This is a genomic window from Kribbella sp. NPDC051936 (assembly GCF_040680955.1).
Classification (GTDB): Bacteria; Actinomycetota; Actinomycetes; order Propionibacteriales; family Kribbellaceae; genus Kribbella.
Genome location: NZ_JBFAXS010000004.1, coordinates 638521 through 659778 on the forward strand (window position 1 = coordinate 638521; position 21258 = coordinate 659778).

At 69.7% G+C, this 21258-nt stretch carries 24 protein-coding genes; 17 read left to right on the top strand and 7 right to left on the bottom strand.

Annotated elements, in window-relative coordinates:
- Nucleotides 1–126 precede the first annotated feature (126 nt).
- The 13 genes from AB0L64_RS16960 (at nucleotide 127) to AB0L64_RS17020 (ending at nucleotide 11998) form a co-directional block, all read left to right on the top strand.
- Entirely contained in the window at nucleotides 127–588 is a 462-nt protein-coding gene (locus AB0L64_RS16960; RefSeq protein WP_363711022.1) for a hypothetical protein, read from the top strand.
- 52 nt (nucleotides 589–640) lie between these two features.
- Nucleotides 641–1372, top strand: coding sequence for a hypothetical protein (locus AB0L64_RS16965; RefSeq protein ID WP_363711023.1), 732 nt, complete (start codon nucleotides 641–643; stop codon nucleotides 1370–1372).
- Nucleotides 1372–2172 (top strand): hypothetical protein, encoded by an 801-nt coding sequence (locus AB0L64_RS16970; RefSeq protein WP_363711024.1) that lies wholly within the window; start codon nucleotides 1372–1374, stop codon nucleotides 2170–2172. Before AB0L64_RS16965 ends, AB0L64_RS16970 begins: the two co-directional genes overlap by 1 nt.
- The gene (locus AB0L64_RS16975; protein WP_363711025.1) at nucleotides 2169–3479 is read left to right on the top strand and encodes an ATPase, T2SS/T4P/T4SS family; all 1311 of its coding nucleotides are present in this window, start codon (nucleotides 2169–2171) and stop codon (nucleotides 3477–3479) included. Before AB0L64_RS16970 ends, AB0L64_RS16975 begins: the two co-directional genes overlap by 4 nt.
- A 4-nt stretch (nucleotides 3480–3483) precedes the next feature.
- The gene (locus AB0L64_RS16980; protein WP_363711026.1) at nucleotides 3484–4386 is read left to right on the top strand and encodes a type II secretion system F family protein; all 903 of its coding nucleotides are present in this window, start codon (nucleotides 3484–3486) and stop codon (nucleotides 4384–4386) included.
- Nucleotides 4383–5303, top strand: a complete 921-nt coding sequence (locus tag AB0L64_RS16985) for a type II secretion system F family protein (protein WP_363711027.1) — start codon at nucleotides 4383–4385, stop codon at nucleotides 5301–5303. Before AB0L64_RS16980 ends, AB0L64_RS16985 begins: the two co-directional genes overlap by 4 nt.
- A 94-nt stretch (nucleotides 5304–5397) precedes the next feature.
- Nucleotides 5398–5622 carry a hypothetical protein gene (locus AB0L64_RS16990; RefSeq protein WP_363711028.1) on the top strand — a complete coding sequence of 75 codons (225 nt, stop codon included), beginning with the start codon at nucleotides 5398–5400 and terminating at the stop codon, nucleotides 5620–5622.
- 9 nt (nucleotides 5623–5631) lie between these two features.
- Complete coding sequence (locus AB0L64_RS16995) at nucleotides 5632–6063, top strand: TadE family protein (RefSeq protein WP_363711030.1); 432 nt, start codon at nucleotides 5632–5634, stop codon at nucleotides 6061–6063.
- 8 nt (nucleotides 6064–6071) lie between these two features.
- Nucleotides 6072–6518, top strand: coding sequence for a TadE/TadG family type IV pilus assembly protein (locus tag AB0L64_RS17000; protein WP_363711031.1), 447 nt, complete (start codon nucleotides 6072–6074; stop codon nucleotides 6516–6518).
- On the top strand, nucleotides 6505–7233 hold the full coding sequence (locus tag AB0L64_RS17005; protein WP_363711032.1) for a Tad domain-containing protein: 729 nt from the start codon (nucleotides 6505–6507) through the stop codon (nucleotides 7231–7233). Before AB0L64_RS17000 ends, AB0L64_RS17005 begins: the two co-directional genes overlap by 14 nt.
- Nucleotides 7234–7252: 19 nt before the next feature.
- Nucleotides 7253–7903, top strand: coding sequence for a hypothetical protein (locus tag AB0L64_RS17010; RefSeq protein WP_363711033.1), 651 nt, complete (start codon nucleotides 7253–7255; stop codon nucleotides 7901–7903).
- Nucleotides 7904–8011: 108 nt separating this feature from the next.
- A complete protein-coding gene (locus AB0L64_RS17015; RefSeq protein WP_363711034.1) occupies nucleotides 8012–8953 on the top strand; it encodes a hypothetical protein in 942 nt (313 codons plus the stop codon).
- A gap of 33 nt (nucleotides 8954–8986) precedes the next feature.
- Nucleotides 8987–11998: a hypothetical protein gene (locus AB0L64_RS17020; RefSeq protein WP_363711035.1), complete on the top strand. Its 3012-nt coding sequence runs from the start codon at nucleotides 8987–8989 to the stop codon at nucleotides 11996–11998.
- A 59-nt stretch (nucleotides 11999–12057) separates the two neighbouring features.
- Here AB0L64_RS17020 and AB0L64_RS17025 read toward each other — a convergent pair whose 3' ends face one another.
- Entirely contained in the window at nucleotides 12058–12960 is a 903-nt protein-coding gene (locus AB0L64_RS17025) for a neutral zinc metallopeptidase (protein WP_363711036.1), read from the bottom strand.
- 95 nt (nucleotides 12961–13055) lie between these two features.
- On the opposite strand from AB0L64_RS17025, the gene AB0L64_RS17030 reads away from it, so the two are divergent.
- Nucleotides 13056–14654 carry an ABC-F family ATP-binding cassette domain-containing protein gene (locus AB0L64_RS17030; protein ID WP_363711037.1) on the top strand — a complete coding sequence of 533 codons (1599 nt, stop codon included), beginning with the start codon at nucleotides 13056–13058 and terminating at the stop codon, nucleotides 14652–14654.
- A 24-nt stretch (nucleotides 14655–14678) separates the two neighbouring features.
- Nucleotides 14679–15443, top strand: a complete 765-nt coding sequence (locus tag AB0L64_RS17035) for an enoyl-CoA hydratase/isomerase family protein (RefSeq protein ID WP_363711038.1) — start codon at nucleotides 14679–14681, stop codon at nucleotides 15441–15443.
- Here the strand turns inward: AB0L64_RS17035 and AB0L64_RS17040 are convergent.
- Genes AB0L64_RS17040 through AB0L64_RS17050 form a run of 3 tightly spaced genes read right to left on the bottom strand, consistent with a single transcriptional unit; the run spans nucleotide 15440 to nucleotide 16646 of the window.
- Complete coding sequence (locus tag AB0L64_RS17040) at nucleotides 15440–15880, bottom strand: SRPBCC domain-containing protein (protein ID WP_363711039.1); 441 nt, start codon at nucleotides 15878–15880, stop codon at nucleotides 15440–15442. The genes AB0L64_RS17035 and AB0L64_RS17040 overlap by 4 nt on opposite strands.
- A complete protein-coding gene (locus AB0L64_RS17045; RefSeq protein WP_363711040.1) occupies nucleotides 15877–16209 on the bottom strand; it encodes a metalloregulator ArsR/SmtB family transcription factor in 333 nt (110 codons plus the stop codon). The genes AB0L64_RS17040 and AB0L64_RS17045 overlap by 4 nt, the downstream gene beginning before the upstream one ends.
- Nucleotides 16206–16646: an SRPBCC domain-containing protein gene (locus AB0L64_RS17050; protein WP_363711041.1), complete on the bottom strand. Its 441-nt coding sequence runs from the start codon at nucleotides 16644–16646 to the stop codon at nucleotides 16206–16208. Before AB0L64_RS17050 ends, AB0L64_RS17045 begins: the two co-directional genes overlap by 4 nt.
- Nucleotides 16647–16785: 139 nt before the next feature.
- Between AB0L64_RS17050 and AB0L64_RS17055 the strand changes: the two genes are divergently transcribed.
- Together AB0L64_RS17055 and AB0L64_RS17060 are read left to right on the top strand one after the other, a co-directional pair.
- Nucleotides 16786–18663 carry an ABC transporter ATP-binding protein gene (locus AB0L64_RS17055; RefSeq protein WP_363711146.1) on the top strand — a complete coding sequence of 626 codons (1878 nt, stop codon included), beginning with the start codon at nucleotides 16786–16788 and terminating at the stop codon, nucleotides 18661–18663.
- Nucleotides 18663–18839, top strand: coding sequence for a hypothetical protein (locus tag AB0L64_RS17060; RefSeq protein WP_359929208.1), 177 nt, complete (start codon nucleotides 18663–18665; stop codon nucleotides 18837–18839). The genes AB0L64_RS17055 and AB0L64_RS17060 overlap by 1 nt, the downstream gene beginning before the upstream one ends.
- On the opposite strand, the gene AB0L64_RS17065 is transcribed toward AB0L64_RS17060, so the two are convergent.
- The 3 genes from AB0L64_RS17065 to AB0L64_RS17075 form a co-directional block, all read right to left on the bottom strand.
- Nucleotides 18811–19329 (bottom strand): hypothetical protein, encoded by a 519-nt coding sequence (locus tag AB0L64_RS17065; protein WP_363711042.1) that lies wholly within the window; start codon nucleotides 19327–19329, stop codon nucleotides 18811–18813. The two genes, AB0L64_RS17060 and AB0L64_RS17065, sit on opposite strands and share 29 nt — an antisense overlap.
- Nucleotides 19330–19394: 65 nt before the next feature.
- Nucleotides 19395–20153: a polyprenyl diphosphate synthase gene (gene uppS / locus AB0L64_RS17070; RefSeq protein WP_363711043.1), complete on the bottom strand. Its 759-nt coding sequence runs from the start codon at nucleotides 20151–20153 to the stop codon at nucleotides 19395–19397.
- On the bottom strand, nucleotides 20153–21229 hold the full coding sequence (locus AB0L64_RS17075; RefSeq protein WP_363711044.1) for an ATP-dependent DNA ligase: 1077 nt from the start codon (nucleotides 21227–21229) through the stop codon (nucleotides 20153–20155). Before AB0L64_RS17075 ends, uppS begins: the two co-directional genes overlap by 1 nt.
- Nucleotides 21230–21258 lie beyond the last annotated feature (29 nt).

The following is a 21258-nucleotide window of genomic DNA, read 5'->3' on the forward strand; positions in this document are numbered from 1 at the left end:
TGCTCACCAGTTGTCACCAGGACCCTCTGGTTCCGGAATTTAGCAAACAAACGGTTACTCGCCAGCTACTCAATCCACCCGAACTGTTAACGATTTACGCCGGACCGTCCACCTAGGATCGGAGACATGTGGGAGAAGTTCGGTGACTCTGATTGGAACATCCCCCAGGCTCGCAGCACGGTCGCGCAGTTGCGGCACCATGCCGGCGACGGCCGGGAGTACGACGGCATCGAACTGTTCCTCGCGCTCTGCGAGTACCTCGACCTGCTGCACGGCAAGCACGGGTTCGACTACCTCTACACCGGTGCAGAACAAGCAGCCCTCGCCGCCGCGGTCCAGCGGATCCGCGGGCCGCGGATCGAACCGGACCCGGATTCGGACCGGCTCGTGCAGCCGGTGAACGCGGCCGTCACGCTCGACGACGGGCGGGACCTCGTGGTCTGGCTGGAGGGACGGCCGGGATGGGAGCGTCAGGTCGGACTGTGCCTGCGCGCGATGTATGTCTATCTAGACCAGTTGTACGGCGGACCGGGCACCTTCAACCAGCTGCTCCGGCCCGACGAGTTGGAGCAGATCGCGGCCCGGTAACGGCGGCGGCCTGCTGGCGCGAGTGGCACCTCGCTGCCATTACGGTAGGCGCGTGAGTCTCTCGTCCTCCACGCGTACCTCCTCCCAAGGCGCCCGGGCAGCGGGCCGATCGACGGGTGGCGCGGCGACCCGCCTCCCCGGCAGCCGGGAACGGCGCCCCGCCCTGGCCGCGCTCGCGGTGATCCTGATCCTGCTCGGCGCGGCCGGCTCCGCACTGATCGCGGTGAACAGCGGCAACCGCTCGGACTTCGTCGCGGTCGCCGACACGCTCCCGCCTGGCCACAAGCTCGAGCCCAAGGACTTCTCCCGCGGCGACCTGGCCGGTGCCACCGGCGGGCTGATCCCGTGGTCGGAGGCGAACAAGTACCTCGGCCGGTACACGAAGACCTGGCTGTACAAGGACCAGTTCGTCACGCCGGAAAGCCTGACCGCCGAGGGTGAGCAGCCGATCCCGGCCGGCGGTGCGCTGGTCGGTGTCACCCTCGAGGCCGGGCGCGCGCCGTCGGACGGCCTCCTCGTCGGCGATGTCGTCAAGGTCATCCGGATCCCGTCGGCCAACCAGGAGGGTGCCGCGGTCCCGCTCGTCAACGCGGCCAAGGTGACCTCGACGGCCGGTGCGATCACCGACAGCAAGACGAGCGCGAACAGCTCCCTGAACGTGACGATCCTGATCCCGGCCGACGACATCACGACGGTTGCCGCGGCGGCCGCCGCCAAGACCCTGGTCCTGGTGAAGCTGGCGCCGGGTACCCGGCCGGACGTCGAACGTAACGGGGCCAACTGATGGCACTGGTGGCACTGGCGAGCGCGAAAGGCTCGCCCGGCGTGACCACGGCAAGTCTGGTCTTCGGGGCACTCTGGCCGCGGCAGGTGCTGCTGGCCGAGTGCGACCCGGCCGGCAGCGACGTGGCGATCCGGATGACCGGCCCGGCCGGCGCCGCGCTCAACTCCGACCGCGGCCTGGTCAGTCTGGCCGCGGCGAGCCGCAAGGGGCTGGGGGACGAGGTCATCCTCGCGCACAGCCAGCAGCTCGACGGCGGTCTCGACGTACTGCTCGGCGTGCGCTCGCCCGAGCAGGTGGGCGGTATGGGGGGCCTGTGGCACCCGCTCGGCATTTCTTTCAACCAGATGCAGCACGGCGACGTCCTGGCCGACTGCGGGCGGATCGGTGCGTCGTCGCCGCAGCTGCCGGTCATCCAGTCCGCGCGCCTCGTCGTCATGGTGTGCAGCGCGACCGGCTCGTCGGTGGCGCACCTGCGGGAGCGGCTGTCGACGCTGGTGCACCACGTCGACGCGCAGCTCGGCGTGGTTGTCGTGGCCGACCCGAAGCAGCGCGACGGCGTGAAGCAGGTCTGGTCCGTGCTGGACGCGATGTCCCTGCCGGTCCGGCACCGCTGGCACCTGGCGTACGACCAGGCCGGTGCGGCGTTCTTCGACGGACGCGGCCACGGCCGGCTCGACAAGACCCAGCTGATCCGGTCCGCGACCGCGATCACCGCCGAGATGGCGTCGCTGGTGTCCGCGCCGCCGCCGCAGGACTTCGACATGGCCAACGCCGCGTTCCCGCCGGGTGATTACCGGTGAGCGCTGATCAGGAGCTGGTCCGCAAACTGCGCGTCCAGGTCGCCGAGCGGCTGAACGAGCAGCGCCGCCGCGACCAGGTGAACGGCGTACCTCCGATGAGCGCGGAGGACGAGCGGGAGTACGCGCGGTCGCTGATCGTCCAGGTGCTCGAGGACTACGCGCGGTACGAGCTGGCCGAGGGCCGGACGCCGCCGACCCCGGACGACGACGCGCAGATCGCCGGCGCGATCCACTCGGCGCTGTTCGGCGTCGGCCGGCTGCAGCCGCTGATCGACGACCCCGAGGTCGAGAACATCGACATCAACGGCTGCGACCAGGTCTTCGTGCAGTACGGCGACGGCCGCGAGGAGACCCCGGGGCCGGTGGCCGAGAGCGACGACGAACTGGTCGAGCTGATCCAGGTGCTGGCGGCGCACGCCGGCCTGACCAGCCGCCCGTTCGACTCGGCGAACCCGCAGCTGGACCTGCGGCTGCCGGACGGGTCCCGCCTGTCGGCGGTGATGGGGGTGACGTCGCGGCCCGCGGTCTCGATCCGGCGGGCCCGGCTGGGCAAGGTGTTCCTGAAGGACCTGGTCGCCAACGGCACGCTGACCGACGACGTCGGCTCGTTCCTGCGCGCGGCGGTCGCGGCGCGCAAGAACATCATGATCGCCGGCGCGACGAACTCCGGGAAGACGACGCTGCTGCGCGCGCTGGCCAACGAGATCCAGCCGCACGAGCGGCTGATCACCGTCGAGCGCTCGCTCGAGCTCGGCCTCGGCGAGTTCAAGGACCTGCACCCGAACGTGGTCGCGTTCGAGGAGCGGCTGCCGAACTCCGAGGGCGTCGGCATGGTCAGCATGGCCGACCTGGTCCGCCGGTCGCTGCGGATGAACCCGTCCCGCGTCATCGTCGGTGAGGTGCTCGGCGACGAGATCGTCACGATGCTGAACGCGATGAGCCAGGGCAACGACGGCTCGCTGTCGACGATCCACTCGAACAGCTCGATGGAGGTGTTCAACCGGATCAGCACCTACGCGATCCAGGCGATGGAGCGGCTGCCGATGGACGCCACCCAGATGCTGATCGCCGGAGCGCTCGACTTCGTCGTGTTCGTCCGCAAGCACAACGACTACTCCCGCGGCGGCGGCCTGAGCCGGTACGTCGAGAGCATCCGGGAGGTCACCGGCTGGGACGGCCGGGTGCTGTCCGGCGAGGTGTTCGCCCCGGGACCGGACGGCCGCGCCGCGGCGCACGCGCCGATCGCCTGCATGGACGAGCTCGAGCACTTCGGGTACCAGCCGCTCGTCCACGGAACGTGGGCGTGAGGCCATGAGCGACAGAACTCTGGGGGCGCTGCTGTGCGGCGCGGTGGTCGGCGGCGCGGTGATGCTGCTGATCGTCGCGATCCGCGGCACCGAGCCCAAGGACGAGACCCCGTCGCTGTTCCGCAACCGCGGCGCCGACCATCGCAAGAACATGATCCGGCTCGGCGCCGCCCTCGCGATCGGCCTGCTCGTACTCGTCGTCACCCGCTGGCTCGTGCTCGCGGTCGCGCTCGGCCTACTGGCCGGGATGGCGGACCGGTTCTTCGGCGGCACCGGTGAGGAGCGCCGGGCGATCGACCGGCTGGACGCGCTCGCCACCTGGACCGAGGCGCTGCGCGACACCATCGCCGGCGCGGTCGGTCTGGAGCAGGCGATCCCGGCCACCGCGGTGAACGCCGCACCGGCGATCAAGCCCAGCCTGAACCTCCTGGTCGACCGGCTGCGGATCCGCGAACCGTTGCCGTCGGCCCTGATGCGGTTCGCCGACGACCTGGACGACCCGTCTGCCGACCTGATCGTCGCCGCGCTGGTGCTGAACGCCCGGCTGCGCGGTCCCGGTCTGCGCGAGGTGCTCAGCGCGCTGGCGGACTCGGCCCGCGAGGAACTCGACGTACGGCGGAAGGTCGCGGCGGAGCGGCGGTCGACCCGGCGCAGCGTCCAGGTGGTGGTCGCGATCACGCTGGCGATGGCCGCCGGCCTGGTGTTGTTCAACCCGACGTACATGGCGCCGTACCGGAGCTTCGTCGGGCAGGTCGTGCTCGCGGTCGTGATCGGCCTGTACGCGCTCGGCCTGCTGTGGCTGCGGCGGCTGGCGAAGATCGAGGTGCCGGAGCGGTTCCTGATCGGCGTCGTCGACGACCGGACGAACCGTCCGGGCGGCGAACGGATGGAAACGGTGAGCGGATGACCTGGGCCTTCATCACCGGCGGGATCGCCGGACTCGGCGTGTACGTGCTGATCCGGATGTTCATCAAGCCGCGCGCCAACGTGCTGTCCACGATCGCCCGGATCGACGCGGGCCGCGGCGGTTACGCCGGCGGAGCCACCACCAGCGCGGCCGGCGAGCGGGTGCTCGGCGGTGTGGACCGCGCGCGCGAGACGCTCGGCCGCCGGCTGGAGGCCGAGGCGAACGCGCGCGGCTGGGCGTTCGGCAAGCTCCGCCGCGACCTGGCGGTGATGAACCGGCCGTTCGCCGCGATGCTCGCCACCAAGGTGTTCTTCGCGCTCGGCGCGATGGTCTTCATCCCGATCGTGCTGTTCCTGTTCTCCGCGATCGGGATCTCGGCGCCCGGTGCGGCGCCGGCGATCGTCACGCTGGCCTTCATGGCGCTCGCGTTCTTCCTGCCCGACCTGGCGCTGCGCCAGGAGGCCGAGACGCGGCGCCGCGACTTCCGGCACGTGGTCGGCAGCTTCCTGGACCTGGTCGCGATGAACCTCGCCGGCGGCCGCGGCCTGCCCGAGGCGCTGATGACCGCGTCCACGATCGGCGAGCACTGGGCGATGGCCCGGATCCGGCAGGCGCTGGCGAACGCCCGGCTGATCGGCATCACGCCCTGGGACGCGATGGCCCGGCTGGGCGAGGACCTCGGCGTCGAGGAACTGCGCGACCTGGCCTCGGCGCTGGCGCTGGCCGGTGACGAGGGCGCGAAGATCCGCTCGTCGCTGCTCGCCCGGGCGGCGTCGCTGCGGCGCAAGGAGCTGGCCGACGTGGAGGGCAAGGCGGGTGAGCGTTCGCAGTCGATGCTGGTCGCGCAGCTCGTCATGATCGCGGCGTTCTTCCTGTTCCTGGCCTTCCCGGCCGGCGTGGCCATTCTCGGAAGTTAGGCCGAACAGTGATCTGGACAAAGGATCCGTTGGAAGGGTTTGTCCGTCGAACCCGGCATACTGAGGCCTGCTTCGGCCTCACGATCTGGAAGGCATGCGAATGACCTCGGAGTTGATGTTCTGGCGGACGATGGCCGGCTACGCGCTGGCGCGGGCGAAGACCCAGCGCGCCCGGGCGAAGCAGGGACAGACCGAGTTGGGCGCGTCCGCACTGGAGTGGGCGATCATCTCGGGCATCCTGGTCGTCGCCGCGCTCGCGATCGGTGTCGTGGTGAAGCGCGTCATCGACAAGCACACCGCCGATATCGACAAGGGCTGACGGACACCGATGCGGGTGGGGTGGAAGCGCGTTCGGCGGAGACGGTCGGAGCGGGGTGTCAGCACGCTCGAGCTGGCCATCCTCGCGCCGGCGATCCTCGCGCTGATCTTCGTCTCCATCCAGACCGCCCTGTGGCTGTACGGGCGGTCCGTCGCTCTCAACGCGGCGCAGGAGGGCGTCTCCCGGCTGCGGCTGGTGCAGCCGCCGGTCTACACCACGGCCGTGGGGGAGAAGGTGCGGGCGGACATCCAGTCCTATGCGCAGCAGCTCGGCGGTACGACGCTGCAGAACGCGAACGTCCCGTTCCCGGCGTACAACAATCCCGAAGGCACGGTCTCGTTCACGGTCACCGGCGACACCGTGTCGCTGGTGCCCGGCCTGACGCTGAAGGTGAGCCGGACCGCCTCCGGCCCGATCGAGCAGTTCGACGCCGACAAGTGAGGATGCGAATGCTGGGGGTTCGCCGGTTACTTGCCCGGCGCGGTGAGCGCGGCACGATGGCGCTGGAGATGGTGATCCTGGCGCCTGTGCTGCTGGCGCTGTTCATGTTCCTGCTCGCCTGCGGGCGGTACTTCCAGACGTCCTCGCTGTTGGAGAGCGCGGCCCGCGACGGTGCCCGCGGTGCCAGTCAAGCGCGGTCGCTGCAGGAGGCTCAGGGGCGCGTCGACCAGGCCGTCACGGCGGCGATGAGCCAGGCGGTGGAGTCCTGCAAGCAGTCCGCCTCGGGTTCGATCACGACCGGGTTCACGGCCGGTTCGCCGCTGTCGGTCGAGGTCACCTGCACGATCAACTACCGCGACCTCGGGCTGCTGGGCCTCGGTGGCGACACCAAGATCACCAAGCGCTTCACGTCCTCGCTCGACCCGTACCGGGGGGTGCGCGGTGACGGCTCGTAAGTTCGTGGACTTCTTCCGGATCGATGCCCGGCGCAACCACCGGCGCATCCCGCGCGGTGCGCTGAGCCCCGCGGTCGCGATCCTCGCGGTGATGATCTTCACCCTGGCCGGACTCGTCATCGACGGCGGCCGCCAGCTCGGCGCCCGCTCCCGGGCGATCGGCTACGCCCAGGAAGCCGCCCGCGTCGGCGCCGCCGCCATCCAGCTGAACGTCGCCGAGGCCAAGATCGACACCACCAAGGCAGCCGCCGCGATCACCGAGTTCTGCGGCCAGGTCCGCTCCAACGACCCCGCGGTCACCGCCTGCCGCCCCACCACCCTGACCGACAAAGAGGTCGACATCCAGGTCGACATCGCCAACAAAACAACGTTCCTCGGCCTCGTCGGCAAACAATCCCTCAAAGCCACCGGCACCGGCCAGGCCCACGCCGAACAAGGCATCACCAAGGCCGACGACAGCCCGACCATCCCCCCGATCGTGGTGAACTCGACCCCTGAGGATCCCGGCGGCCCGATCACGACCGCCCAGCCACCGACGATCGACCTGCCGTGCCCGACCTGGACCATCGGCTCACCGACCCCGATCTGGACGCTGTCCCCGTTCCCGTTCCCAGCGACCTGCACGCCGAGCGTGACGCCGACGCCGGACCCCTCCGGGACCCCGCCGACCGACAGCCCGTCAAGCCCCACGAGCTCGCCGGCGAGCGGGCGCTAGACCCCGGAGGAATCTGTTCGTGCGTAGGTTTGCCCTCCCGGCCGTCGCGCTGACGGCGGCCCTGCTGCTGAGTGCCTGCGGCAAGGACGCCAACGACGGCGGCCGTCCGGTCCCGGTAGGCGGCGACTCCGGTACGACGACGACCTCCAGCACCCCGTCCGAGGAACCTTCGTCGGAGCCGACCGAAACCACCACCGTCCCGACGCAGCCGGCAACGACGGCCAAACCGACCGCGAAGCAGGTCATCATCCAGCCGGGGAACTTCGCGTCCAACCCCGCCGTCCAAGGCCTCGTGACCAGCTACCCGCTCTACTTCCAGGCCCTGGTGTCGAGAGACGACACGATCCTGCGGAAGAAGTTCCCGTCGTTCTTCTACTCGGACGTGTCGCAGGGCATCGCCGATGCCAAGCGCAACGGATGGATCATGAAACCGCCGGGCAGCGTGGTCGTGGTCGGCGCGCGCAGCACCGCTGACGGAACTGTCGCCGTGCAGACGTGCCGCTCGCAGACCACGCAGTACTGGGATCCGAAGGGCAAGCGCTGGACCGTGGTGACCCCGAAGGGGTCGCCGGAGGTGATCGAAATGATCAAGACCGGCATCGGCTGGCTGCCCTATCGGCTGGCCACCAGCAAGGGCGTCAACTGCGGATCCGTGCGGTACCCGGCCTAGATCAGAATGCGGGAATTCACATTCCGAATAGGTGACGGGGCACTGGGCAACGGGCATGATGCCCCTCGTCGAAGATAATCTGCGGGAAGACGAGTCTGGGGAGTGAGGATGTACAACCGAGTCGGCCGCACGCTGCTCGTCCTGAGCGCTGTCCTTGGCTTGTTCACCGCCGGCCTACCCGTTCCAGCCTCCGCGGAGACCATTCAGTCGGGCACGTCCGTCTGCCGGATGTATGTGAACTCGCGGGGATTCGGTGCGTATTGCAGCAATGGCTCGCCCTACGTGGGTGGCGGTGACCCACCGCCCACTTGGCGCGAACGGCTCGGGGGCAAGCCCTTCATTCCGTGCCGGGACTTCGAGATCCCGGACGGCGTACACCTCCCGCAGGCGCCGGACGGCAAGAAGTGGGTGCTCCGGGTCACGATCACGGACTACGACCTGAACACCTACGACGGCGGTGACGACGCACACCTCGAGCGTGCCTACGTACCGGTCGGTCCGGTGGAAGAGGCGCAATGCCCGTTCCCGGCCTACATGAGTCCGTTCTGGTACTCGTTCAGGACGACCTATCCAACCCCGGCGCTGGTGGTCAAGCCGACGTTCACGCCGCGGGTCAATATCCCGGCCTTCTTCTCGTTGACCGCCGAGAGTTCGCGGGTACAGGCGAACGAGGACGACCCCGGCCGGTTCAGCGGATACATCGACCCGACGCACAACTTGACGATGCGCGCGCTGGTCACCGAGATGAAGGTCGATCCCGGCGACGGGTCCCAGGCCTTCGTTTGCAAGATGGGGACGACGCCGCTGGACGACCCGGACGGATACGACGAGACGCAGGATCCCGATCACCAGATCAGTACCTGCAAACACGTCTACCAGCGGTCCAGCGCGAGTCAGCCGGACGGCATGTACACGGTGAAGCTGACGATCACCTGGGACGTGTCGTACTGGGTCGGTAAGGACGCCGGCGGCTGGAAGTCGATCGGCACCGCGGACGTCAACGCTGTGCAGCGGCTGCCTGTGCAGGAAGTTCAGGCTATTGGTGGCTGATGTGGTGGCTGATGGTGGGGGTGTGGAGGCGTGATGGTTAGGACGAACGAGCCTGTGCAGGCGGCGCGGTTGCCGCAGCGGCGGTCGGGGAGTCCGGGCGCGGACCGGCTGAAGGGCTTCGTCGCGCTGCTTGCGATCCTGGCGATCGTCGGCGGTGTGCCGTACGTGCTGCTGCGCTTCTTCGGTACGCCGTGGCCGGACACGATGCCCAGCAAGAGCATGCTGTTCAGCGAGCTGAGCGTCGAGACCGTGCTGGGCATCATCGCGTTCTTCATCTGGATCGCGTGGCTGCACTTCGTGGTCTGCCTGGTCGCGGAGGCGGTCGCGGAGATCCGCGGCCTCGGTCTCTCGCCGCGGGTCCCGCTCGGCGGCGGCTCGCAGGTGCTGGCCCGCCGGCTGATCGGCACCGTCGTACTGATCGCCGCGGGTGCGGGTGTCAGCCTGCCGGTCGCGAGCGCGGTCACCACGAGCGGCCCGGCCGCGCCGACGTCCGTGAGTGTGCAGCACGAGTCCTCGGGGTCGCAGTTCCGGCAGACCGAGGCGGCGAGCACGGTCCTCAGCGGCAGCAGCCAGCATTCGAAGACGAGCGTCGGCGTCCGGACGAACAACGACCACAAGGGCCAGGTCGTCAAGTACACCGAGGTCCGCCCGCCGTCGGGACGCAACTACGACTGCCTGTGGGACATCGCCGAGCGCTACCTGGGCGAGGGCCGTCGGTACAAGGAGATCTACGACCTCAACAAGAACAAGCTGCAGCCCGACGGCCGCCGGCTGACGAACCCGGACCTGATCCTGCCGGGCTGGCAGGTGCGGCTGCCCGCGGACGCCAAGGGCCCGGGGGTGCACACGGTCCGCGTGAGCATCGGCGACCACACCAAGTCGACGGTCAGCACCAAGACGACCAAGTCGACCACCGAGACCAGGACCGCGGTCAAGCCGAAGGTCACGGTCGAGAACAAGACCGAGACCAGGACGACGCCCGAGACGAAGACGACCGGTCCGGGACGTTTCTCCGAGCAAGGGATGGAGAAGCCGTCGTCGATCGGGATCGGCAGCGCGAAGAACGACCCGGGCGCGAAGAACGTCAAGCCGGGGGAGCCGAGCGTCACCGTCGAGCCGCACGCTCCAGGCGCCGGCCAGTCCGAGCACGGCGAACCGGCCGCCGGTGGCACCCGCGTCCCGGAGGCGACTCCGGTCGCGACCGACGACGGCATCAGCCTGCAGGAAGCCGGGATGTACGGGTTCGGCGCGACGCTGCTCGCGGCCGGTCTGGCGCTGGCGCTCAAGCGCCGCCGCGGCTGGGCGCAGGGCCCCGGCCCGAAGGCTGCCGGTCACCGGCAGACCGAGGTCGGCCTGCGGCTGGCGTCGGACGTGCCGACCGCCCAGTTCGTGGACAACTCGCTGCGCAAGCTGGGTGCGGACATGACCCAGCTGCAGCGACCGATGCCGAAGGTCGTCGCCGCGCTGGTGACCGACCGGGCGCTCACTCTCGTCCTCGACCCGTACGGCGCGCAGCCCGAGCCCCCCGGCCCCTGGCAGGCGATTGCCGACGGCACCCGGTGGACGCTGCGCCGCGGCTACGGCCCGACCGGTGAGGTCAACGCGCCGGCGCCGTACCCGACGCTGGTGACGGTCGGGCAGAACGCCGACGGCGCCACGGTGCTGGTCGACCTCGACGCGGCGAACGGGATCGTCGCGTTCGGCGGCGTGAACAACGCCTCCCGCGACGTGGTCGGTTCGCTCGCCGTCGAGCTCGCGACGAACCTGTGGTCCGAGGGCGCGCACATCAGCATGGTCGGGTTCGGTGACGACCTGTCGTCGCTGGCGCCGGCGCGGCTCAGCTACTGGGTCCGCCTCGACGACGCGATGGGCGAGGTCGTCCGGCGCACCGAGGCGCAGGTGCAGGCCTGCCAGCGCCGGGACGCCGGCTCGGTCGCCGAGGCCCGGATGACGCATCCGGACGCGGCGCTGTGGGGCCCGGAGGTCATCTTCCTGTCCGCGCCGCCGTCGCCGGAGGAGCAGGACCAGCTGAACCGGCTGGCCGCCGACACCAAGCGCAGCATCTCGGTGGCGGTGGTCGGCGACGTGCTGAACTCGCCGTGGCGGTTCGTCGTGGACGAGAAGAACCAGGCCGTCTGCCGGCTGCTCGGCCTCGAGGTGGACGCCCACAGTGTCAACCCGGAGCAGTTCGCCGACCTGGTCGCGCTGTTCGACGCGGCCGAGGCCGATGCGCGCGACAAGCGCCGCTCGGAGCAGGACATGCCGGCGTACGAGTTCTCCACCATGGATCTGAGCCGCCCGGCTCCGGTCGAGGTGGACCTGCTCGGACCGGTCGAGGTCGACGCCCGCGGGGTCATCGACGACGGCCGGGTCGCGCTGTCGACGGAGATCATCGCGTTCCTGGCCAGCCAGGACTACGGCGTCCACCCGAACGTGCTCGCGGGTGCGATCTGGCCGCGCGGCATCAGCCAGGAGTTGCGCGACGCCGCGCTGGAGCACACCCGGCGCTGGGTCGGTGTGGACGCGATGTACGCCGACGAGTCCGGCCGCTGGATGCTCAACCGCAGCGTCGTCCGGGTCGACTGGGACGTGTTCCGGACGCTCGCGAAGCAGGCGTCGATGATCGACGACCCGCGCGGCCCGCTGTCGACGGCGCTCAGCCTGGTGCACGGCCCCGCCTGGTCGAACCTGCCCGGCGGACGCTACTCGTGGCTCGCCGCGTCCGGCATCGAGCGCCGGATGGCGGAGGCCGTCGTCGACGCCGCACTGCGGCTCGCCGAGGCGTCGCTCAACCACAACGACGGCGCCATGGCCCGCACGGCCCTCCAGACCGGCCTGAGCTTCTCGCCGGCGTCGGAGGAACTATGGCGAGCCACCCTGCGCCTGGCCGCCCACTTCGGCACCACCGCCGACGTCACCAACGTGGCCGGCCAGATGTACGCCGCCCTCACCCGCCACGGCGGCCCCCGTGGCCCCGAGGCGGAAACCGACGCCCTGGTCGACGAACTGCTCCCGGGCTACCACCGCCCCGCCCAGGTCGCCTGAGACAGCAACACCAAAGAACCGCCCCGCACACGCAGTGCGGGGCGGTTCTTCGTTGCGGGTCAGAGGGTGGCAGCCGACCAGGTGTCGCAGGCGGTCATGTCGCCGGAGTCCATGCCCTTGGTGAACCAGCGCATGCGCTGTTCGGCGGTGCCGTGGCTGAAGCTTTCCGGGGTGACCTGGCCCTGGGTCTTCTGCTGGATGCGGTCGTCGCCGACCGAGGCGGCGGCATCCAGGCCGCGGGCGATGTCGTCCTCGCTCAGCTCGGTGATCAGCGGCTGGCCGCTGCTGTTCGGGACCGTGGTCGCGTGATTGGTCCAGATGCCGGCCAGGCAGTCGGCCTGGAGCTCGGAGCGGACCGAGTCGGACGCCGGGCCGTTGCGGGACTTGATCCGGTCGAGGATGCCGTACAGGTTCTGGATGTGGTGGCCGTACTCGTGGGCCACGACGTACGCCTCGGCGAACTCGCCGCCGCGCGCGCCCAGGTCGTTCTGCAGCGTCTGGAAGAACCCGATGTCCAGGTAGACCCGCTTGTCCGGCGGGCAGTAGAACGGGCCGACCGCGCTGGTCGCCGGGCCGCAGCCGGTGTTCACCGAGCCCTCGAAGACCCGCATCGGCGCTCGCGTGTACTTCTTGCCGCGGCGCGGGAGCTCCGCGGCCCAGAAGCTCTCGATCGAGTTCTGGTAGAAGACGAACCGGCAGTCCGAGTTCGACTGCAGGTCGCTGCCCTTCTTGCACGAGTCGAGGTTGCCCGCCGCCGTGTTCCGCGCCGCCGGTTCGTCGCTGCCACCTCCGCCTGGCAGGCCGCCGGACAGGAGCAGGATCACGACCAGCAGGATGATGCCGCCGATACCGCCGCCGACCGGGATCATCCCGCCCGGCAGGCCGCTGCGGCCGCCGCCACCACTACCGCGGGTGTCCTCGACGCCGCTGGTGTCGAGATCCGCGTCCGGATTGAATTTCATCCCACATACACTAGACCTCAGTGCGGGGGATTTCGGCGTGCCGTGACACCGCCGTATCGACCAGTTGCCGAGTGTAAGGACGCGCCCGAACCCCGATGATCACTGTCTCCCATCTCGAGGTTCGCGTCGGTGCCCGCCAACTGCTCGCGCCCGCGTCGTTCCGGGTCGGCCCCGGCGACAAGGTCGGTCTGGTCGGCCGCAACGGCGCCGGGAAGACCACCCTGACCAAGATCCTCGCCGGTGAGGGCCTGCCGGCCAGCGGCACCGTCACGTCCTCGGGCGAGATCGGCTACCTGCCGCAGGACCCGCGCACCGGCGACCTCGACGTCCTGGCCCGGGACCGGATCCTGTCCGCCCGCGGCCTGGACGAGGTCGTCCGGCGGATGCGCTCGGCCGAGAAGTCGATGGCCAGCGCGGACGAGAAGACCCGCGCCAAGGGCATGCGGCGGTACGAGCGCGCCGAGGCGGACCTGCATGCCGCCGGCGGGTACGCGGCCGAGTCCGAGGCGGCCCGGATCGCGGCGAACCTCGGCCTCCCGGACCGGGTGCTCGGCCAGCCGCTCTCGACCCTGTCGGGTGGTCAGCGCCGCCGCGTCGAGCTCGCCCGGATCCTGTTCGCGCAGGCCGAGACGCTGCTGCTCGACGAGCCGACCAACCACCTGGACGCCGACTCGATCATCTGGCTGCGCGACTTCCTGAAGTCGTACGCCGGTGGCGTGATCATGATCAGCCACGACGTGAACCTGCTCGAGGAGACCGTCACCCGGGTGTTCCACCTGGACGCGAACCGCGCCGAGATCGACGTCTACAACGTCGGCTGGAAGGCGTACCTGAGCCAGCGCGAGACCGACGAGCGCCGCCGCAAGCGCGAGCGGGCGAACGCGGAGAAGAAGGCGTCCCAGCTGGTCGACCAGGCGAACAAGATGCGCGCGAAGGCGACCAAGGCGACCGCCGCGCAGCAGATGCTGCGGCGCGCCGAGCAGCTGATGTCGTCGCTGGAGGAGGAGCGCCAGTCCGACCGGGTCGCGAAGATCGCGTTCCCGACGCCGGCGCCGTGCGGCAAGACGCCGCTGATGGCGCGTGAGCTGTCGAAGTCGTACGGCTCGCTGGAGATCTTCACCGACGTCGACCTGGCGATCGACAAGGGCTCGCGGGTGGTCGTGCTCGGCCTGAACGGCGCCGGCAAGACCACGCTGCTGCGGATCCTCGGCGGGATCGAGAAGGCCGATACCGGTGAGGTGATCGACGGCCACGGCCTCAAGCTCGGGTACTACGCCCAGGAGCACGAGACCCTGGACGTGAACCGCACGGTGCTGGAGAACATGAAGACCGCCGCCCCGGACCTGAACGAGACCCAGGCGCGCAGTGTGCTCGGCTCGTTCCTGTTCACCGGCGACGACGCGGACAAGCCGGCCAGGGTGCTGTCCGGCGGCGAGAAGACCCGCCTCGCCCTCGCCACGCTGGTCGTGTCCGCGGCGAACGTCCTGCTCCTCGACGAGCCGACCAACAACCTCGACCCGGCCTCCCGCGCCGAGGTGCTGAACGCGATCCGCTCGTACACGGGCGCGATCGTGCTGGTCACGCACGACGAGGGCGCCGTCGAGGCGCTCGAGCCCGAGCGTGTCGTGCTGCTCCCGGACGGCGTCGAGGACCTCTGGACGAACGAGTACGCCGACCTGATCTCGCTCGCCTGATTACTTCCGGGTAATATCCGCGCCATGACAGGTCTGCGGTTGACGGTGGACGGGCCGGTGGCCCGGGTGGTGCTGGATCGGCCTGAGGTGCGGAACGCGCAGACGCCGGCGATGTGGAGCGCGCTGGCCGACTTCGGTACGTCGTTGCCGGCCGAGGTGCGGGTCGTCGTCGTGTCGGGGGAGGGTCCGTCGTTCTCCGCCGGTCTCGACCGGCGGCTGATCATGGGCGAGAACGACCTCGGCGAGGAGCCGCTGCTCAACCTCGGCGCCAAGCCGACCGACGAGGTGCTCGAGCTGATCGCGCACTTCCAGTCCGGGTTCTCCTGGCTGCGCCGGCCGGAGATCGTCAGCATCGCCGCGGTGCAGGGGCATGCGGTCGGGGCCGGCTTCCAGCTCGCGCTGGCCTGCGACCTCCGGGTCGTCACGCCGGACGCGCGCTTCAGCATGCGCGAGCCGTCGCTCGGGCTGGTCCCGGACCTCGGCGGCACCAAGCCGCTCGTCGAGCTGATCGGCTACTCCCGGGCGCTGGAGATCTGCACGACCAGCCGCTGGGTCGAGGCCGCGGAGGCGAAGGAGCTCGGCCTCGCGAACATCGTCGTACCGGCCGACGAGCTGGAGGCGACGGTGAAGGACCTGTCCGACGCGCTGCTCGGGCCGTTGCCGGGAGCGATCCGCGAGACCAAGGCTTTGCTGCTCGATGCCGCGGACCGCTCGTACGACGACCAGCTCAGGTTCGAGCGGGAGGCCCAGGAGCGCCGGTTGAAGGAACTCCTGGCCGCCTTCGGTTAGTGCCAGTTGCTGACCGGCACGTCGTTCGGCGCCGGGTCGCCCTTGCCGGTCTCGACGTACTGCTTGAGGCTCATCAGGAACGTCGCCCACTTCGTGCTGCAGTGGTACATGAAGTCGACCGGCTCCCGCCAACCCTCGTGCTTGAACAGGACGACCGCGTACTCGTCGGCCTGGGAGAGCCGGAAGCTGACGTGCGTGCCGATCCACTCCTCCGGTCCGCCGACGACCTCCCAGCGGACCAGGTCCGGCGCGGTCTCCAGGATCTTCATGTCGAACCCGTCGCCGCCCGCGCTGGCGAAGCGGAACTCGATGACGCCGTCGGGGTCGCCCTTGGTGTCCTCGGTCCACCAGCCGGCCAAGCCGTCGATGGTGGTGAGAGCCGTGTGGACGTCCTTCATCGGCGCAATGACGCCGACCCTGTGCAGGATGTCGCTCATGATTGTTCCTTTCGTTTTTCGATTGACTCGGCGATGCGCTTGATCCGCTGCAGCCGCCGGTCCCAGGCGTCGGTGACGTCGGTGAGTTGGTTGATCGCGCGGGCGAGTTGCACCTCGTCCACGGTGTAGCGGCGTTCGCGCCCGGACGGCGTGGAGTGCACGAGTCCGGCCCGGTCGAGAACGCCGAGGTGTTTCGCGACCGCCTGCCGGGTGACCGGCAGCTTGTCGCTGAGACTGGTCGCCGTGCCGCCGCCGTCGGCCAGCAGCAGGTCGAGCATCCGCCGCCGGGTCGGGTCGCCGATCGCCGACCAGAGCTCGTCGTCGATCACGACCGCTGCGCCAGCCTTCCGGCGTACGGCGCGATCCGGGGGAGGAAGTAGTCCCAGCCGCTGGTGTGGTCCTCGAGCACCGCGTCGGACTTGGCGGCTTCGTCGTACCCGGTCTCGGCGAACCGGAGCAGGGTGCCGCCGTCGACCGGGACGAGATCGAACGTCACCAGCACCGAGTTCTCCGCGGTGGCGACCTCGCCGTCGTAGTCCCAGCGGAACGTGAACCGGCGCGGCGGCTCGGCCTCGATCACCGTCACCGGCACCGTCATCATGCCGTCGTCCTGCTTGAAGCCGATGGTCCCGGTCGCGCCCGGTACGGCGTCGAGCTCGGCCTCGTCCGGCCACCACTCGCGCAGGTGCTCGGGCGAGCTGACCACCTCGTACACCACCTCCGGCGCGGCCGCGATCCGGATCTCCCGCTCGATGCTCCTGCTCATTACCCTCATCCTTTCGCAACCTTTGGTTGCTCATGACTGTAGACCATCGCCGCCGAGATGCGCAACCAAAAGTTGCGGGAAGTGTGCGCGGGCACCGGATGTTGAGAAGATCAGGCGAAAGGGAGGCCGGATGTCGGGAATGATGCGCCCCGGAATGGGTGCGATGGGCTGGCGGCGCCAGGACACCTCGGTGCTGGAGCAGAAGCTGGCCAAGGGCACGCTGCGGCGGATCGTCCGGTTCGCCAAGCCGTACCGCTGGCACATCACGGCGTTCCTGCTGCTGGTGATCGTCTCGGCGTTCCTGGTGATCGCGTCGCCGCTGCTGTTCAAGAAGATCGTCGACGACGGCATCTCCAAGGGGAACGCCGGCCTGGTCACCGCGCTCGCGCTGATCGTCGCGTTGCTCGCGGTCGTGGAGGCAGTCCTCGGCCTGGTGCAGCGCTGGTTCTCGGCGCGGATCGGTGAAGGGCTGATCTTCGACCTGCGGACCAGGGTGTTCGCGCACGTGCAGCGGATGCCGGTCGCATTCTTCACCCGGACCCAGACCGGCGCGCTGGTCTCGCGGCTCAACAACGACGTGATCGGTGCCCAGCAGGCCTTCACCTCGACGCTGTCCGGCGTGGTCTCGAACGTCATCAGCCTGATCCTGGTTGTCGGCGCGATGCTGGCGCTGAGCTGGCAGTTGACCGTCGTCGCGATCCTGATGCTGCCGATCTTCCTGATCCCGGCGCGCGTGCTGGGCCGGCGGCTCGCCGCGATGACCCGGGAACAGATGCAACTGAACGCCGAGATGTCGACCGCGATGACCGAGCGGTTCAGTGTCGGCGGCGCGCTGCTGGTCACGCTGTTCGGCCGGCCGTCGATCGAGAACGCCGACTTCGGCGAGCGAGCCGGCCGGGTCCGCGACCTGGGGATCCGGATCGCGATGCTCGGCCGCGTGTTCTTCACCGCGCTGACCCTGGTCGCCGCGCTGGCGACCGCCCTGGTGTACGGCGTGGGCGGCAACCTGGCCGTCCGCGAGACGCTGACGATCGGCACCCTGCTCGCGCTCGTCGCGCTGCTCGGCCGGCTGTACGGTCCGCTGACCGCGCTCTCCAACGTCCGCGTCGACGTGATGACCGCGCTGGTGTCGTTCGAGCGGGTCTTCGAGGTGCTCGACCTCGAGCCGATGATCAAGGACGCACCGGACGCCGACGATCTCCCGGGTGACGCGGCGAGTGTCGAGTTCGAGCATGTCGCGTTCTCGTACCCGACGGCGGAGCAGGTGTCACTGGCGAGCCTGGAGTCCGTCGCGGTCCTCGACAAGCGCGTCTCCGCGCAGGTCCTCGGCGATGTCAGCTTCGTGGTCCAGCCCGGCCAGATGGTCGCCCTCGTGGGGCCGTCGGGCGCCGGCAAGACCACGATCACGAACCTGGTCGCCCGGCTGTACGACGTGAGCGGGGGAGCGGTCCGCGTCGGCGGCCGCGACGTACGGGACGTCACGCTGCAGTCCCTGCACGACACCATCGGGTACGTCACGCAGGACGCGCACATGTTCCACGACACGATCCGCGCCAACCTGGTCTACGCGAAGCCGGGCGCCACCGAGGACGAGATGATCGCCGCGCTCCGGGCCGCGCAGATCTGGGACCTGGTCGCGGCGCTGCCGGACGGGCTGGACACCGTCGTCGGCGACCGCGGCCACCGGTTGTCCGGTGGTGAGCGGCAACGGCTCGCGATCGCCCGGTTGTTGCTGAAGGCGCCGAAGATCGTCGTGCTCGACGAGGCGACCGCGCACCTGGACTCCGAGTCCGAGGTCGCCGTCCAGCGGGCACTGGACACCGCGCTGGAGGGTCGTACGTCGCTGGTCATCGCGCACCGGCTGTCGACGGTGCGGAACGCGGACCAGATCCTGGTGGTTGATCACGGCAACATCGTCGAGCGCGGCACGCACGAGCAGCTGCTCGCGGCCGGCGGGGAGTACGCTGATCTGTACTCCACGCAGTTCAGAGAGTCGGATGCGGCGGCAGGTGTCTGATGATCAAGCTAGGGCTCGTCCTCGCGGCCGGGTACGCCGGGTTCAAGCTCGCGTACCACTCCGAGGACGGCCGTCACTACGGCCGCACGGGTGAGCGTGCGGTCCGCACCACGCTGGCCTTGCTGATCGCCAGCCTGGCCGGCGGCATCACGTACGCGGCTCTGCTCCCGCATTAGCCGGCTTGGAATCGTGCTCCAGCAGGTGGAGCACCGGGACACCGAGGTGCCGGCGGGCCGAGGTGGTCCAGTCGAGGTGGAAGAACTCCGCCACGATGTGCGGGCGGGTCAGGATGATCACCTCGCGGCCCTGGACGTGCTGCACCGTCGCGACCAGGGCGTCGATCGGCCGGTCGTGCGAGATCCCGCCCTCGGCGTTGCGGCCGAGGTCGCGGAGCCGCTGCACACTGCGCCCGGTGCAGCCCTTCGCCTCGGTGTCGATCGCCTTCTGCGCCTCCGCGAGGTCTTCGCGCTGGCCGGCCAGGCCCGGCCCGTAGAGGTCCGCGGTCCCGAGCGCGCTGATCGACGCCTCGACGCCGGCCTCCGCGTTGTGGCAGGGCACCAGCACGTGATACCTGACCGGCTCGGGCATGTCCTGATGGAGTTCGACGACGCGTTTCGCGTCGGGTTCGGACAGTTCCTGTTCGACGAGCAGTACGACGTCGTACATCGTGCCACCTCCGCTGCTTACCGGTCGGTACCCCTCCATAGTGCCCCCGTCCGGGCCGAAAGTATTCAACTGGATCGTTGCAGTCTCCGGCGTCCGTACGTACGCAGCGCCCGGAGCAGGTCGACCTCCCGGAACGCGGGCCAGTACAGGTCGCAGAACTCGATCTCCGAGCCGGTCGCCTGCCACAGCAGGAAGTCCGACATCCGCAGCTCGCCGCTGGTCCGGATCACCAGCTCGGGGTCCGGCAGGCCCGGGACGTACAGGTGCCGGCTGATGTCGTCCTCGCTCAGCGCGTCCGCGACGTCCTCGATCGACCGCCCGTCCGCGGCCGCCTCGTCGAGCACCGACCGCACGGCGTCCAGCACCTCGAGCCGCCCGCTGTACGCGATCGCGATGGTCAGGTCACCGGCGTCCGGGCGGTCGCGGGTCTCCTCCACGGCCTCCTTCAGCGCACGCGCCGTTGAATCCGGCAACAGATCCAGCTGACCGGCGACGTGCAGCCGCCAGCGGACGTCCCGCCGGACGTGCTCCGCGAGCACGGTCTCGGTCAGGTCCATCAGGTAGCCGACCTGATCCGCATCACGTTTGCGCAGATTGCTCGGCGACGCGACCCAGGCGGTGACGCACCGGATCCCGGCGTCGGCGCACCACTGCAGGAACAGCTCCAGGTGCTCGGCGCCGAACCGATGGCCGATCCGTACGTCGTCGTAGCCGGCCCGCTTCGCCCAGCGCCGGTTCCCGTCCATCGCGATCGCGACGTGCTGCGGCATCGGCAGACCGGCGAGCTGGCGCCTGAGGAGGCGCGTGTAGAGGCCGTAGAGCATCAGCGCTGGGCGCTGGAGAGGACGTCGGCCAGGTCGAACTTCACCGGCTCCTCCAGTTGCTCGTACGTGCAGGACTCCGGAGTGCGGTCCGGGCGCCAGCGGACGAACTGTGCGGTGTGGCGGAAGCGGATGCCTTCCATGTGATCGTAGCGAACCTCGACGACCAGCTCGGGCCGCAGCGGCACGAACGACAGGTCCTTGCCGGCCTGCCACCGGCTGCCCTCGGCGTTGCGCGGCGTCCGGACGCCCTCCTCCTGCTTCGCCCACGCCCACGGGTGGTCGTCGAACGTGGTGACCAGCGGCTGCATCTCCTGGAAGAGCTCCTTGCGGCGCTCGAGCGGGAAGGCGCCGATCACACCGACGCTCGCCAGCGTGCCGTCGTCGTTGTAGAGGCCGAGCAGGAGCGAGCCGATCCGGTCCGGCCCGCTCTTGTGCAGCCGGTAGCCGGCGACGACGCAGTCCGCCGTACGCTCCGGCTTGACCTTGAACATCACCCGCTTGTCAGGCTGGTACGTGCCGTCGAGCGGCTTCGCGATCAGCCCGTCCAGGCCGGCGCCCTCGAACCGCTCGAACCACTGCGCCGCGGTCTCGTGGTCGGCCGTCGCAGGGGTGACGTGGATCGGTTCCTTCACGGTCCCGAGCGCGTCCAGCAGCGCCGCGCGGCGCTCACTGAACGGGCGCTCGGTGTAGTCGTCGTCGCCGAGCGCGAGCAGGTCGAACGCGACGAACCGGGCCGGCGTCTTCTCCGACAGCATGTTCACCCGGCTCGCCGCCGGGTGGATGCGCTGCTGCAGCACCTCGAAGTCCAGCCGGTCGCCGGACGCGCCGATCACGATGATCTCGCCGTCGATCGCGCAGCGCTCCGGAAGGTTGGCCTTCACCGCCTCGACCAACTCGGGGAAGTAGCGCGTCATCGGCTTCTCGTTCCGGCTGCCGATCTCCACCTCGTCGCCGTCGCGGAAGATGATCGACCGGAAGCCGTCCCACTTCGGCTCGTAGGACATCTCGCCGCGCGGGATCTCCTTCACCGGCTTGGCGAGCATCGGCTTGACCGGCGGCATCACAGGCAGTCGCATCCCGTCATTCTGTCCCACGGCACGGACAG